Source organism: Corynebacterium sp. MSK004 (assembly GCF_030232515.1).
GTDB classification, from domain to species: Bacteria; Actinomycetota; Actinomycetes; order Mycobacteriales; family Mycobacteriaceae; genus Corynebacterium; species Corynebacterium hesseae.
Window position 1 is genome coordinate 111,324 of the sequence record NZ_JASPKB010000004.1, and the last position, 13,811, is coordinate 125,134.

13 protein-coding genes, 1 tRNA gene and 1 other RNA gene are annotated in these 13,811 nt (G+C 64.0%); 6 read left to right on the plus strand and 9 right to left on the minus strand.

Annotation, left to right across the window (positions count from 1 at the left end; translation table 11 throughout):
* Positions 1 to 29: 29 nt before the first annotated feature.
* Positions 30 to 218 (minus strand): hypothetical protein, encoded by a 189-nt coding sequence (locus QP999_RS06145; RefSeq protein WP_070519735.1) that lies wholly within the window; start codon positions 216 to 218, stop codon positions 30 to 32.
* Between the two features lie 146 nt (positions 219 to 364).
* On the opposite strand from QP999_RS06145, the gene QP999_RS06150 reads away from it, so the two are divergent.
* On the plus strand, positions 365 to 1,636 hold the full coding sequence (locus QP999_RS06150) for a galactokinase family protein (protein ID WP_284847879.1): 1,272 nt from the start codon (positions 365 to 367) through the stop codon (positions 1,634 to 1,636).
* Here the strand turns inward: QP999_RS06150 and QP999_RS06155 are convergent.
* The 5 genes from QP999_RS06155 to QP999_RS06175 all read right to left on the minus strand — a co-directional run bounded on the left by QP999_RS06155 (position 1,633) and on the right by QP999_RS06175 (position 6,253).
* Complete coding sequence (locus QP999_RS06155; RefSeq protein WP_284847880.1) at positions 1,633 to 3,036, minus strand: RNB domain-containing ribonuclease; 1,404 nt, start codon at positions 3,034 to 3,036, stop codon at positions 1,633 to 1,635. The genes QP999_RS06150 and QP999_RS06155 overlap by 4 nt on opposite strands.
* A gap of 36 nt (positions 3,037 to 3,072) precedes the next feature.
* An RNA gene (rnpB, locus tag QP999_RS06160) (RNase P RNA component class A) lies at positions 3,073 to 3,506 on the minus strand.
* Positions 3,507 to 3,521: 15 nt separating this feature from the next.
* Positions 3,522 to 4,691, minus strand: coding sequence for a bifunctional RNase H/acid phosphatase (locus QP999_RS06165; RefSeq protein ID WP_284847881.1), 1,170 nt, complete (start codon positions 4,689 to 4,691; stop codon positions 3,522 to 3,524).
* Positions 4,688 to 5,404 (minus strand): zinc ribbon domain-containing protein, encoded by a 717-nt coding sequence (locus QP999_RS06170; protein ID WP_193629236.1) that lies wholly within the window; start codon positions 5,402 to 5,404, stop codon positions 4,688 to 4,690. The genes QP999_RS06165 and QP999_RS06170 overlap by 4 nt, the downstream gene beginning before the upstream one ends.
* Positions 5,405 to 6,253, minus strand: coding sequence for a Nif3-like dinuclear metal center hexameric protein (locus tag QP999_RS06175; protein ID WP_070519725.1), 849 nt, complete (start codon positions 6,251 to 6,253; stop codon positions 5,405 to 5,407). It abuts the gene before it with no gap.
* A gap of 102 nt (positions 6,254 to 6,355) precedes the next feature.
* On the opposite strand from QP999_RS06175, the gene QP999_RS06180 reads away from it, so the two are divergent.
* Complete coding sequence (locus tag QP999_RS06180; RefSeq protein WP_070519723.1) at positions 6,356 to 6,847, plus strand: low molecular weight protein-tyrosine-phosphatase; 492 nt, start codon at positions 6,356 to 6,358, stop codon at positions 6,845 to 6,847.
* 31 nt (positions 6,848 to 6,878) lie between these two features.
* Complete coding sequence (locus QP999_RS06185) at positions 6,879 to 7,862, plus strand: SURF1 family cytochrome oxidase biogenesis protein (protein ID WP_070562701.1); 984 nt, start codon at positions 6,879 to 6,881, stop codon at positions 7,860 to 7,862.
* 94 nt (positions 7,863 to 7,956) lie between these two features.
* Here the strand turns inward: QP999_RS06185 and QP999_RS06190 are convergent.
* A tRNA-Val gene (locus QP999_RS06190) sits at positions 7,957 to 8,032 on the minus strand.
* Positions 8,033 to 8,141: 109 nt separating this feature from the next.
* Positions 8,142 to 8,579 carry a DUF3052 domain-containing protein gene (locus QP999_RS06195; RefSeq protein ID WP_070517365.1) on the minus strand — a complete coding sequence of 146 codons (438 nt, stop codon included), beginning with the start codon at positions 8,577 to 8,579 and terminating at the stop codon, positions 8,142 to 8,144.
* Between the two features lie 173 nt (positions 8,580 to 8,752).
* Here QP999_RS06195 and aceE point away from each other — a divergent pair, with 173 nt between their 5' ends.
* Positions 8,753 to 11,509 carry a pyruvate dehydrogenase (acetyl-transferring), homodimeric type gene (aceE, locus tag QP999_RS06200; RefSeq protein ID WP_070532701.1) on the plus strand — a complete coding sequence of 919 codons (2,757 nt, stop codon included), beginning with the start codon at positions 8,753 to 8,755 and terminating at the stop codon, positions 11,507 to 11,509.
* A 181-nt stretch (positions 11,510 to 11,690) separates the two neighbouring features.
* Here aceE and QP999_RS06205 read toward each other — a convergent pair whose 3' ends face one another.
* On the minus strand, positions 11,691 to 12,704 hold the full coding sequence (locus tag QP999_RS06205; protein WP_284847882.1) for an alpha/beta fold hydrolase: 1,014 nt from the start codon (positions 12,702 to 12,704) through the stop codon (positions 11,691 to 11,693).
* A gap of 26 nt (positions 12,705 to 12,730) precedes the next feature.
* On the opposite strand from QP999_RS06205, the gene QP999_RS06210 reads away from it, so the two are divergent.
* Together QP999_RS06210 and QP999_RS06215 are read left to right on the plus strand one after the other, a co-directional pair.
* Positions 12,731 to 13,033: an acyl carrier protein gene (locus QP999_RS06210; RefSeq protein ID WP_070519714.1), complete on the plus strand. Its 303-nt coding sequence runs from the start codon at positions 12,731 to 12,733 to the stop codon at positions 13,031 to 13,033.
* Positions 13,030 to 13,809, plus strand: a complete 780-nt coding sequence (locus QP999_RS06215) for an HAD-IIA family hydrolase (protein ID WP_070562692.1) — start codon at positions 13,030 to 13,032, stop codon at positions 13,807 to 13,809. The genes QP999_RS06210 and QP999_RS06215 overlap by 4 nt, the downstream gene beginning before the upstream one ends.
* Positions 13,810 to 13,811: the final 2 nt, after the last annotated feature.

Genomic DNA, 13,811 nt, shown 5'->3' on the forward strand with positions numbered 1-13,811 from the left:
TGGCCGGCCATGAGACGTTTAGCTATCGCCTAGTTATCGTCTTCGGCGGCATCCTCAGCATCAGCCGCGGCGGTGCGGGCTTGCGCGATTTCAATAGCGCGCTCGGCTTCCTCGCGGGAATTGTAGGGGCCCATGCGGTTCTCCCAGCCGGACACCTTTCCCTGGGATACCTCACCGGTAGACGGGTCGTAGAACCACTTGTTGTCAGCCTCAGCCATAGTTTTCTCCGTTCTGTCGGGCAAGTAATCAGTGCACCCCACACTACAGACCGCCCGCGGGTCACGCCCGTTAGAATAGATTGGTCACCTACTCCTGCCTTTTCTTTTAGGCAGGCTTTCGCCACCAGCAAAGGAGAACCTTCCCGATGCCCCTGTGGACTGCCCCTTCGACCCCGGCCGTCGACCGCGTTCGCGCCGCACACCGCGAGAACGTGGGCGCTGATGCAGCTCATGTTGCCAGCGCCCCTGCCACCTGGGCACTCATCGGCGAGCACATCGATCACTACGGCGGCATCGCCATCATGGGCCTGGCCAACATCCGCGCGGCAGCAGCTGTCAGCCCCCGCAGCGACGGCCTGGTCAAGGTTCGCCTAGAGCACACCAACGGCGAGACCGTTGAAGACCAAATTTCCCTCGAGCAGGTCTCTTCCCTCGCCGCAGAGCAACAGCCCAGCGTCGATTCCGAAGGCCAGCCCATCGAACCCCCTGCACCCGAAGGGGCCATCGCCGCGCGCCTCGGCGGCATCATCTACACCATGATCAACCGCCAGCTCCTTACCCGCGAGACCGCCGGCGCCGATATCACCGTGGTCAACGACATCCCCGATTCGACCGGGCTCGGCGCCGCCGCAGCCATCGACATTGCCACAGCGCTAGCGTTGCTCGGCAACGCAGATGATCTGCATGATGCTCCGCTGCGTGCCCGCATCGCGGAGGTGTGTTCCCAAGCAGTTGGCACCTTCGCCCGATTCCCTGCGCTGCGCGCCCGCCACTCCGCCGCGCTGCGCGGCGCTGGTGAGTCCATCACCATCATCGACTACGCCGACGGCTCCGTCACCCAGACACCGCACATGGTCAACAAAGACATCGCGGCTTTCGCGCTGGCCGTGCCAAGTGATGCCGATTCCTTAGAAGCCGTCGCAGAGATTCGCACCCGCGAGCGATTCATCGACGCCGCCTGCCGCGCCTTCGGCACGCCTTCGCTGCGCCTGTTGCCGGATGCACCCCAACGCGTCCTCGAGTGGCTCGCCGCTGTCCACAAGGTGCACGGCACCGAGAATCAGCCGACCATCGCGCAAGCCACCGCGTGGCTGACCTTCTACTCAGAGGAAACCGAGCGCGCCGAAGGAGTTGCCCGCGCTTTGCGCTCGCGCCGCGGCACCGAGCTTTTCCCGCTCCTCACGCAGTCGCAGTCAGCCTTGTCCACCGTGTATGAATTCAGCTCCGCGGAGAAACTCGCGCAGCTGGCCACCGCGCGCGGCGCCGTCGCGGCACGCTCCGCCCACGCGGGCACGTCCTCCGCGGTCATCGCCTACGTGCCGAGCACCAAGGCCGCAAACTTTGCGGCCGACTTGGCCGAGGACGGCCTGCTTGTCGTCCCGCTTAGTGCTGGCAGCCCGGCAATCACCGAGGACTAGTCCGCAGGCCACGCGAAGAGCACATCGCGCTCCTCAACGTCGGCCTTGACCAAGGACACCATCGTCTCCTTGCCGGTCTCCGGGTGGCCTACGGCCTGCCCCATCACCGGCGGGTCTAGGACGAAGAGGCGCGCCTTCTCGCGCTGTTCCCCGCCATCGACCACCACGGCTTCGAAGTTGGTGCCTACCCACGGCGCCAAGACCGTCGCCTCCGTAAGGTTCAAACAGGCCTTATCCACCTGGGAGGCCAGCTGCGATGTCGAGCGCATCGTGGAAACGACATCCCCGGCGCGCTCGCGTACCCACTGCGGAACCTCGTAGCCGCCGCTGAGCGCCAGGCAGACCTCTGTGGCGAAGCGGTCAACTAGACGCCGCAGCGGGGCCGTCACGTGCGCATAGTAGCCGCCGATTCCCGCGTGCACGTCCGCCTGGCCATCCTCCAGCCACACGTAGTCAGCACCACGAAGCAAACGCTGGGCCTCGCGCATCACCGCCATCCCGCGCGGTGAATCCGCATCCACGGAATGCAGGAATTCAGAGATACTACTTTCCCCCAGCTCAAAACCCAGGGCCTCCGCCTCAGAGCGGAAGGTGGCCTCAGCCTCCGAGGTGGCCGCCGATAGTGTGCGCAGGAAACCAACACCGTGTGATTCCATCAGCCGCCCCGCGCACATCCCGGTGAGCAAGGAAATCTCCGAGTTATAGTCCATCACCTCATGGCGCGGCTCCATGACCAGCTCGTAGTGGCCTTTCTCCCCATCGCTGCTTTCGGATACGCGCTGCGAGGGAATGCGCAGGTTAATCGCCTCGCGGCGCAGCGAAGAAGCCTGGCGCAGCTTTCCCACCTCCGGCAGCAAGGCGATGGAGGAATGCAGCGTGCCCTTCTCCAAGTCGGCGTGCACTTGGTCGTAGTCCAGCCGCGCGCGGCTGCGCACGAGTGCGCGCTCCACCGAGAAGTCCTCCACCTCACCCGCGGAGTCGAGGTCGAAGGTCCAGAGGACGGCGGGGCGGTCGACGTCGGCAAGCAGCGAAGCCCTATCTTCGGAGAGCTCTGCCGGGTGCAGCCGCGCCGGCTCATCCGGCAGATAGATGGTCTGGCCGCGCTTGAGGGATTCCTGCTCCAGCGCGGAGCCCGGTTCGATGAACGCGGCGACATCCGCGATGGCATAGAGCACGCGGTAGCCGCCATCGCGCGCCTCGATGAAGACGGCCTGGTCCAAGTCCATGGAGCCAGCCGGGTCGATGGTCACCAGCGGGATGTCGCGGGCATCGCGGCGCTGTTCGGCATAGCGGTCCTGCGCGGAAGCGGCCTGTGCGGTGACGTCCTCCGGGAAATCTGTCGGAACGGAAAACTCCTCGGCGATGGGCCGAAAGTCCAAGGGCGCGGCATACAGTTTCATGCCGCCCCATTGTTCCAAAAAATAAAAGTGTGGGTGCGAATGAGCCAACCTATAAGCCGGATTCTGTGCCGCGCGCGTGGCGCGGTGGCAAACATCCATCCAGGCCAACCGTTGCCAGTTGGCTCAAGCAGCTACCTTCAGGCTTCGGCGAGCAACCTACTAACGCCTGATCGGGCCCGCAAGCGTGGCGGGCCGTGATGCCTTGCTCCCAGTGGGGTTTACCCAGCCACCGCCATCGCTGACAGTGCTGGTGCGCTCTTACCGCACCCTTTCACCCTTACCGCTTCCCTTTCGCCGCGCCGAAACGCAGCGGAGGTACGCGGCGGTCTACTCTCTGTTGCACTTTCCCGCGGGTCACCCCGGGTTGCTGTTAGCAACCACCGTGCTCTGTGGAGTCCGGACTTTCCTCGGCCCGCGCCTAGCCCCATGAAGGGGCCGGTTCGACGGAACGCGTTTGCCCGGTCGGCTCATTCGCGCCTGTTAGTTTATCGCAGCGCGCCCAGATGCCCCACATCGTTGAAACGGTGCAGGGTGCTGCCGCCCTCGAAGAACTCGACCTCACTCAAGGAAGCCAGCTCAAGGAAGAGGTGGTTGGGCGTTTGCGGTCCGGAATCGAGTGCTTGGCGCACGAAGGACTTGATGGGGTTGACGTGGGAGACCACGAGGATGGTCTGCCCTTCAAAGCGCTGCTGCAGCTCGCGGCGCGCGGCGCTGACACGGCGGTGCACGGCGCGCAGGGACTCCCCGCCCGGACAGGCCACGGACGTATCTTTCAGCCAACGCGCGTGGAGCTCAGGGTCGGCGGCATCGGCTTCCGCGAAGGTCTTGCCTTCCCAGCGTCCGAAATCCACCTCGATGAGGTCGTCGACGGTTTCCACGCGCAGGTCCCTGCCCTCCACCACGGCCGCGGCTGTTTGCTGGCAGCGGCGCAGCGGTGAGCACACGACGGCATCGATGTGGGTATCGGCCAAGGCTTGGGCAGCGGCGAGCGCTTGCTTCTTGCCCAGCTCGGTCAGCTCGGGGTTTGCACGCCCGGAGTACTGCTTGGCGGCGGACATCGCCGTCTGCCCGTGGCGCAGCAGGATGAAGCGGGTGGCCTGTCCGGTCTCGGGGCGCCAGTCGGCTGCGGTAGAGGACGCCGTGCTTGCCGACGTCCCCCCGACCTCCCCGCTGGCATCCTGACTATCCGCAGCGGCGGCCTCAGCGCCGTCGCCGGAACCCATGTCGAGGATGCCCGCAGGATCGCCCTTCGCGGCGGCGTCCATCGCCACGTTGGAGAGCGCATCGGCCACAGAGTTCTTCGCGCGCGGGACCCACTCGAGGCTGAAGCTAGGAATCTGGTTGAGCAGGCGGCGCGCCTCGATGGCCAGCTTCTGCATATCCGGGTGCTTGATCTTCCAGCGCCCGTTCATCTGCTCCACCACGAGCTTGGAGTCCATATAGAACTCCACCTCATCCGCGCCCAGTTCCACCGCGGCCTCCAGGCCGCGCAGCAACCCGTGGTATTCGGCCACGTTATTCGTGGACTTCTGGCCCACGACGTAGGCGATTTCTTTGAGCAGTTGCGAGCGGTCCGCGTTGTAGACCGCGGTGCCAGACCCGGCGATCCCGGGGTTGCCGCGGGATCCGCCGTCAGCAAAGATGACTAGCTTCATGAGGCCGGGCGCACCAGGTAGGAGCCGCAGTCGCTGCACTGCGGAACCTCGTCGGCCGCCGCGTTGCGCACCGCGTTCTGCTCGGCCGGCGGCAGCACGATGAAGCAACCGCCGCAGCCGCGGCCGGTGAAGGCAGCGACACCGACGCCGTTTTCTTCACGCACGGTCTCGTACTCCTCCAAGACATCCGCGGGCAGCTGCTCGCGCAGCTCGCCGATGCGCACCTGCGGGTCCGGGCGGTTCGCCGCGGCCTCTTGGGCTGCCTCGGCCGCGCGCTTGAGCACCTCGAGCTTGCGCTCGGAATCGGAGACCTTCGCGCCGTGGACATCCAGGTTGGCGCGCAGTGCGTGAATTTCGTTGTGGGCTTCCTGTAGCTCGCTCATGAGGTCCGCGATGCGGGACTTGGCCGCGTAGAGATCGTGCTGCAGGTCCTTGCGGGTCTCCGGGTCGGTCGCAGCACCAAGCTGCGCCTTGTCATCGCGCTCGCGCTGGCGTAGCTTGCGCTCGTCAGCCTGAATGCGCAAGATCTCCATCTCCATGTCGTCGACGGCGAGCTGGGCGGAGCCGGAGGCGTCGACAAGCCGGGCGTGTGCGGCCTGGGCCTTCTCGTACTCCTCTTGCTCCGGGATGGTGGTTGCCCCACCTAGCGCCTGGGAGCGCTCGAGGGTGGCCAGCTCCAGCAGGATGGTCTGCAGGTCCTGTGGCAGTTTCATTTAGTTCTCCTTATGCGCAGAAATCGTCCATGGGTCGGTGCGGACATCGATGATCTCGGTGTTCACGCGCAATGCGTCCTCCACAATATCGCGCGCTTGGGCAGTCCAGGGAAACTCGCTGGCCCAGTGAGCGGTATCCACCACGGCCGGGCCCTCCGGCTCCGCCAGGTGCGCGGCGCGCAGGTGCTCATCCACTGGGTGGTGGCGCAAATCGGAGGTGACGTAGACGTCCACGCCGAGAGCCGCCGCGTGGTCCAGGAAGGAATCCCCCGAGCCACTGGAGACGGCAACTTTCTTCACCATGCGCTCCGGATCGCCGGCCGCGCGCACTCCCCATTCGGTTTCCGGAAGGGCATCGGCCACGCGCTGGGTGAATTCGCGCAGAGTCACCGGCTGCTCAAGCTCGCCCACGCGCCCTAGCCCTAAGGCCTCGTCGAGGTTCTCATAGGGCTCCACCGGGACGATGGGGCGGCCGGGCGTGATACCGACGAGCTCAGCCAGCTTGTCGTTGACACCCGGGCGGGCCTTATCCGCGTTGGTGTGCGCGGCCAACAGGGCCACGCCATTGCGTATCAGAGTGTGGATGACCTTGCCCTTCGGCGTATCCGCCGCCACCGAGGTCACCCCGCGAAGCAGCAGCGGGTGATGCACCACGAGCATCTGCGCGCCGAGCTCCACGGCTTTGTCTGCCACTTCCTGGGTGCAGTCCAGAGCGAAGGCCACGGTGCTCACCTCGTCTGTGGGGTCGCCGCACACCAGGCCAACGGCATCCCAGGACTCGGCCAGCTGCGGCGGGTAGGCCTCGTGGATTACGCGGCGGATCTCGCCAACGGTCGTTCGTTCTGCCATCTCGTATGCTCCTTGTTGGCTTGAGGTTTCACGTCAGTCGCGTCGCTGCTATATCCTAGCTTTCGTTCGCCAGCGCACCCCTCTAGCTTAAGGAGCCTTTGCATGACGCCTCCGGAGAACGACAACCAGCTCCACATCGTCTTCGTGTGCACGGGCAACATTTGCCGCTCACCCATGGCGGAAATCATTACACGCGACGCCATGGAGACCGACATGCTCGATCTCCTCGCGCGAGTTTCTTCCTGCGGCCTCGGCGGCTGGCACGTGGGCCAGGGCGCGGACGAGCGCGCCGTGGCTGAGCTGCGCCGCGGCGGCCACGATGGCGCCGGCCACCAGGCCGCCCAGCTGGGTCCGGACCATATGGACGCGGACCTCTTCGTGGCCATGGACACCGGCCACCGCGATGCCCTCATCGAGCGCGGCATCCCGGAAGACAAGGTGCGCCTCATGCGCAGCTTCGATCCGAACTCACCGGAGGATGCCAGCGTGGAGGATCCTTTCTACGGCACGGAGGAGGACTTCGCCCGCACCCGCAGTGAGATCGATGCTTCCGTTCCGGGGCTGCTCGACTGGATTAAAGAAAACCACGGCTAGATAATTCTGCGCGGCTACTAGACTGGTCATCATGCTTAAGACATTCCTCAAGCCTGGGTGGGTGCTCTCTCTCATCTTCATCGTCGCGTTTTCCTATTTGTCTTTCACGGTGCTCGCTCCGTGGCAGCTGAATAAGGACGCGCAGATTGTGGAGCGCAACCACCTCATTGAGGAGGCCTACGACGCCGACCCCCAGCCGGTCACCGAAGTCTTTTCTGCTGATGGCTCCCTGCACAAGGAGTGGGAACGCGCGGAGCTAACCGGCCACTACCTCTCAGAAGATGAGGTGCTCCTGCGCCTGCGCCCGGTGGAATCCGCCCCGGGATTCCAGTCGCTGGTCCCCTTTGAAACCGAGTCTGGTGAAACCTTCCTGGTCAACCGCGGCTGGATGCCCACGGACGAGGGCAACTCCGTCCCCCACATCGACCCGGCCCCGCAGGGCGAGGTCACCATCGTGGCCATGGCGCGCTACGACGAACGCAAGCACACCTCCGCACCCATTGAGGAACAGGGATACACGCAGGTCTACTCCATCAATACGGAGCAGATTGCAGAGCTTGTCGACGTCCCCCTCGCCCACGACTACCTCCAACTCTCCCCCGAGCAGCCAGGTGAGCTGCATGCGCTGCCGGTTCCAAAGCTGGACCGCGGCAACCACTTGTCCTATGGCTACCAGTGGATTGCCTTCGGTGTGATGGCGCCGCTGGGCTTTGCCTACTTCGTGTGGTCTGAGATCCGGGAGCGCCGCCGCGCCCGCGATGAGGATGCCCTGATTGCTGAGGCCACTGCGGCCGCCACCGGTGCCGGTACCAGCTCCCCCGATGCGGCTGCGGACGTCGATAGCTCCGCGCACGAGGCTCCTTCCGGCGAGCACTCTGATGCTACGATGCCTGCTGCCCCGCCTTCGACGCCTGCGGCTGCCACGCAGCCTTCGCGCCGCTCCCGCTCGCGATATGGCTCCGCCAAGCCGGACTTCTACGAGAAGATCCGTGAGCGCGGTCAGGAGCGCTACTAGCCTTCCTAGTTCCACGGGCCCACTGGGGCGTCGTGGGATTGCCGTGGATATGCGACAGACCCCCTTTTCGATTCCTCGAAAAGGGGGTCTGAAATGGTGCGGCCTGAGGGGATCGAACCCCCGACCTACTGGGTGTAAACCAGTTGCTCTTCCAGCTGAGCTAAAGCCGCAGTGCACTGTGTGCTCGCACAAGATTAGCCTATGGGCACCCGCAGCAACAAATCAGGGTGTAACTAGTCGCTGCGAATGCCGCGTGAGCAGGCATAACCTGCGTTTGCCTTAAGGCTTCTTGGTGTAGCCGCGGGCTACAAGGCAGGAGCCCTGCCACTCACCGAGGCGCTCAGCCTTGGTCTGCACCAGACCAGCCAGCTGTGCGGATTCGGAGATCTCACCGGGCTCGAGGTTGCCCGGCTTTCCAGCGCCTGGGGTCAGCAGCCAGATACGGCCGGAATCACCCAGGGGACGGGTGGCATCCACCAGCCCATCGACCAAATCGCCGTCCTCCGCGCGCCACCACAGCAGCACGAGGTCACACAGCTCGTCGGTCTCCTCATCGAGGAAATCCTCCCCCAACACGTCCTCGATGGACTCAGAAATCGTGGAGTCACAGTCCTCGTCCCAGCCAAGCTCCAGAGCAATCTGGCCCTCCTCGATACCGAGCTTGGCTGCAAATCCCGTCACTCGCTGAGTTCCTTCCGATGAAGTAGTTGATGTCATGCAGAGTATTTTAACGTCTACGGTGCACTTTTTCGCGACGAACCTCCCCCGATCTTCCCCAGTGGTGGACATTTTCCCCCATGAAACCACTCCTGGGGGCCTCCAAATGCCCCGCCGTGAAAGCGGCGCGTATCCTAGGAACAGATCTTTGTACTACGAACCAGGAGGATTTAATGGCCGACTTGGACGCCCACAACGGCGACTCCAACTTCCCCATCGTTCGCGATGGCGTGGCAGCATACCTGCACGACTCCGACCCGGAAGAAACCCGCGAGTGGATGGACTCCCTCGACGGTCTTCTGGACTCTTCCGATCCGGAGCGCGCCCGCTACCTCATGCTGCGTCTTCTTGAGCGCGCTACCGCCAAGCGCGTGCCGTTGCCGTCCCTGACGTCCTCGGATTTTGTCAACACCATCCCGACCTCCCTCGAGCCGGAGTTCCCGGGCGATGAGGAATTGGAGAAGCGCTACCGCCGCTGGATCCGCTGGAACGCGGCCATCATGGTGCACCGCGCACAGCGCCCGGGCATTGGCGTCGGTGGACACATTTCCACGTACGCAGGTGCTGCCCCGCTCTACGAAGTGGGCCTGAACCACTTCTTCAAGGGCAAGGATGATCCCTCCGGCGGTGACCAGGTCTTCTTCCAGGGCCACGCTTCACCGGGCGTCTACGCACGTGCTTTCATGGAAGGCCGCCTCACCGAGGAAGACCTCGATGGTTTCCGCCAGGAGCACTCGCGCGGCGAAGGCAAGGGCCTGCCGTCCTACCCGCACCCGCGCCTGATGCCGGACTTCTGGGAATTCCCCACCGTGTCCATGGGCCTTGGCCCCATCAACGCCATCTACCAGGCACGCTTCAACAAGTATCTGGAGAAGCGCGGCATCAAGGACACCTCCAAGCAGCACGTCTGGGCCTTCCTCGGCGACGGCGAGATGGATGAGCCGGAGTCCCGCGGTCTGCTGCAAATGGCGTCCCTCTACGAGCTAGACAACCTGACCTTCGTGGTCAACTGCAACCTGCAGCGTCTCGACGGCCCTGTGCGCGGCAATACCCAGATCATTCAGGAGCTGGAGTCCTTCTTCCGCGGTGCCGGCTGGTCCGTCATCAAGATTGTCTGGGGCCGCGGCTGGGACAAGCTGCTTGAAGCCGATAAGGACGGCGCCCTGGTCAACATCATGAACACCACCTCAGATGGTGACTACCAGACGTTCAAGGCTAACGACGGCGCCTACGTCCGCGAGCACTTCTTCGGCCGTGATGAGCGCACGCTCAAGCTGGTTGAGGACATGTCCGATGATGAGATTTGGGCACTGCGCCGCGGCGGCCACGACTACCGCAAGATCTACGCCGCATACGACAAGGCGCTGAGCTACGCGGGCACCGGCCGCCCGACGGTCATCCTGGCCCACACCATTAAGGGCTACGGCTTGGGCCACAACTTCGAGGGCCGCAATGCGACCCACCAGATGAAGAAGCTGACGCTGGAGGATCTGAAGCTCTTCCGCGATAAGCAGGGAATCCCGATCAGCGACGAGCAGCTCGAAGCCGATCCGTACCTGCCGCCGTACTACCACCCGGGCAAGGACGCCCCGGAAATCAAGTACATGCTGGAGCGCCGCAACGAGTTGGGTGGCTTCTTGCCGGAGCGCCGTGAGAACTTCGAAACTCTCACCACCCCGGATCTGTCCAAGCTGCGTTCGGTGCGCAAGGGCTCGGGCAAGCAGGACGTGGCAACGACCATGGCTCTGGTGCGTACCTTCAAGGAGCTCATGCGCGATAAGGAGCTGGGCAAGCGCGTCGTTCCGATCATTCCGGATGAGGCCCGCACCTTCGGCATGGACTCCTGGTTCCCGACTCTCAAGATTTGGAACCCGCGCGGCCAGAACTACGTCCCGGTGGATCATGACCTCATGCTCTCCTACCGCGAGGCTGCCGACGGCCAGATTCTGCACGAGGGTATTTCTGAGGCAGGCGCAGCCGCATCCTTCACCGCAGCTGCTACTTCCTACGCCACCCAGGGCGAGGCGATGATTCCGCTGTACATCTTCTACTCGATGTTCGGCTTCCAGCGCACCGGCGATGCCTTCTGGGCTGCCGGCGACCAGCTGGGCCGCGGCTTCATCATCGGCGCTACCGCCGGCCGCACCACCCTGACCGGCGAGGGCCTGCAGCACATGGACGGCCACTCCCCGATCCTGGCGTCGACCAACCCGGCCGTGGAGGTCTACGACCCAGCCTTCGGCTACGAGATTGCGCACCTGGTCCCGCGCGGTATCGAGCGCATGTACGGCGAGGACAACGAGCCGATCATGTACTACATCACCGTGTACAACGAGCCGGTCAAGCAGCCTGCCGAGCCGGAGAACCTCGACGTCGAGGGCCTGCACAAGGGCATCTACCACTACAACACCGCTGAGTCCGGCTCCATCCCGGCCAACATCCTGGCCTCCGGTGTGGGCATGTACGAGGCCCTGCGTGCACAGGAAATCCTGGCGGAAAGCTACGACGTCAAGGCGTCGCTGTTCTCCGTCACCTCGTGGGTCAAGCTGGCGCGCGACGGCGCTGCCCGCAACAAGGAAGCTCTGCGCAAGGGCGTTGAGCCGACCGAGGCATTCGCCACCTCCCAGCTCAAGGGCTTCGAGGGACCGTTCGTTGGTGTCTCCGACTTCGCCACGGACCTGCAGGAGCAGATTCGCCCCTACGTCCCGGGTGACTACATCGTCCTGGGTGCAGACGGCTTCGGCTTCTCTGATACCCGCGAGGGTGCCCGCCGCTACTTCAACACCGACGCCGAGTCCATCGTCGTCGCAGTCCTCGAGGGCTTGGCTCGCGAGGGCAAGGTGGAGCGCAGCACCGTGGAGAAGGCGGCTCGCGAGCTCAAGCTCGACGACCCGACGTCCACCCTCTCCACGTCCTCCGATGAGGACTAAGGCTTAGGCCTTAAGAGCCTCAAGCTTTCCAGCCCCTTCTGCCTGAGCAGGAGGGGCTTTCTCATGTTCAACTCATGTTCAAGCCGAGGGGCAACTGCCCTTGTTGCCAAAGATCGGGCCAGATCTTGAATCAGAGGCTATAACTTTGGCAGAACGGGCAGTTCGACCACCACAGCAGACCCTAGCTGCCCAGCACTCCATCGAGGACGCGCCCCAAAGCCTTGGAGACCTCGCTGGGCTCCTCCAAGATGACCATGTGCCCGGCGCCGTCGATGACAGTCAGGGTGGAGTCCGGCCAGTGGCGGGCAATGACCTCCGATTGGCGGTGCGGGGTCACGATGTCCAGGCTGCCCACCACAATTTCGCCCGGCACGTTTCTAAGTCTGGCCGCCGCGCCGAACTCGGAGTGCTCCACCAAGTCGTCGAAGAAGCCTGCGTAGCTCGACATCGGGGTATCTAGCAGCATCGCCACGTGGAATTGCAGCTTGTCCATCTGCGGGAAGCCCTGCAGCAGCGCCGCGAAGGCCGGGGCGATAAGCGCTGCGGCCTCGAAGCGCACGCGGTTGAGCCGGCTCGGCAACCGCAAACAGGCGCGATAGACCATGCCCAGTGTCTTCGATTCCAAGACGCGCGCCACCCCCTCGGCCGCAAAGCGCTGCATCGAGGTAGCCACCAGCGTCATGCCCTTAACGCGGTGAAAGACCTCCCGCGGGGCGCGCCGCAGCAGGTTAAGCGCAATCATTCCGCCCATCGAGTGCCCAAGCAGCACCAACGGCCCCTCGGCGGCGCGCTCAGCGATGACAGCCAGCACGTCATTGGCCGCGCCCCGAACCGTGCACTGCGCGGGAGTGACGTGGGTGGATTGGCCGTGGCCGCGGACGTCGACAAGCAGGCAGCGCACCGAAGGGTAGTTGCGGCGCACGTCGTTGACCTGGGAGTAGAAGCTCTCAGCAGACAAGCAGTAGCCGTGGATGAAAACCACGGTGACCTCCGCGTCCTGCGGGCCTACCTCGTACCATGCCACGCGCACGCCGTCGTTGTCCACGAAGCCCGAGTCCGTCACCCCGGTCAGGCCCGGCTCTGTCGTGAGATCATGCAACTGACCGTGGACGGTGTGCTCGATGGAGCGCATGCGAGGGCGGGCCCGGCGCGACCAGCTGCGGGCGATGGCGGAGGAACGTGCTCGAATAACCATGACATTTCAATACTAGACTGGGCCCCATGGCTAATGACCTTTCAGCGCAACTCCAAGCCCGCTTCGGCTCCGCGCCGGCAGAAGAAAAAGAAGCTTCCCCAGCCGGGGACGCATACGGCGAGCTCACTCGCCTTATCACGAAGGTGACCGGCGTGGAGGAAGGCCTAGAGCGCGAAGCGAAACTAGAGGACCTGGGGGTTGAATCGCTCGAGCGCATCGAATTAGCCGTGCGCCTCGAGGAAGCCTGCGGAGTCCGCCTCAACGAAGAAACCATGCTCTCCGTCACCACGGTGGGCGAACTTGCTGATTATGTGGAGGAACACTCGTGATTTCCTATCTCTCAGACATGGACGGCGTCCTCATCAAAGAAGGGGAGATGATTCCCGGCGCGGATAAATTCATCCAGGCGCTGAAGGATAACAACATCGAGTACATGGTGCTCACGAACAACTCGATGTCCACCCCGCGGGATCTCTCCGCACGTCTGAAGAACACTGGTCTGGACATCCCGGCGGAGCGCATCTGGACCTCGGCGACGGCCACGGCGGCCTTCCTGTCCACCCAGGCTGGCCTGTCCACGGCCTACGTCGTGGGCGAGTCCGGCCTTACCACCGCCTTGCACGAGGCCGGCTGGATTCTCAACGACCGCGACGCGGACTTCGTGGTCTTGGGTGAGACCCGCACCTATTCTTTTGAAGCCATCACCACGGCTATCAACCTCATCCGCAACGGCGCGCGGTTCATTGCCACCAACCCGGACGTCACGGGCCCGGCCCCGCAGGGTGTGCTCCCGGCCACGGGTGCGGTTGCGGCGCTGATTACCGCGGCAACCAACCGCGAGCCTTACTACGTGGGCAAGCCGAACCCCGTCATGATGCGCAGCGCGTTGAATAACATCGGCGCGCACTCGGAAAATACCGTCATGATCGGTGACCGCATGGATACCGACGTCAAGTCGGGATTGGAGGCAGGCATGCGCAGCATCTTGGTGCGTTCAGGCATCAGTGATGACAGCATCATCGAGCGCTACCCTTTCCGCCCGACTCACGTCATCGACTCTGTGGCGGAGCTTCCGGAGCGCATCCTCGATCCTTTCGCGGACTAGGA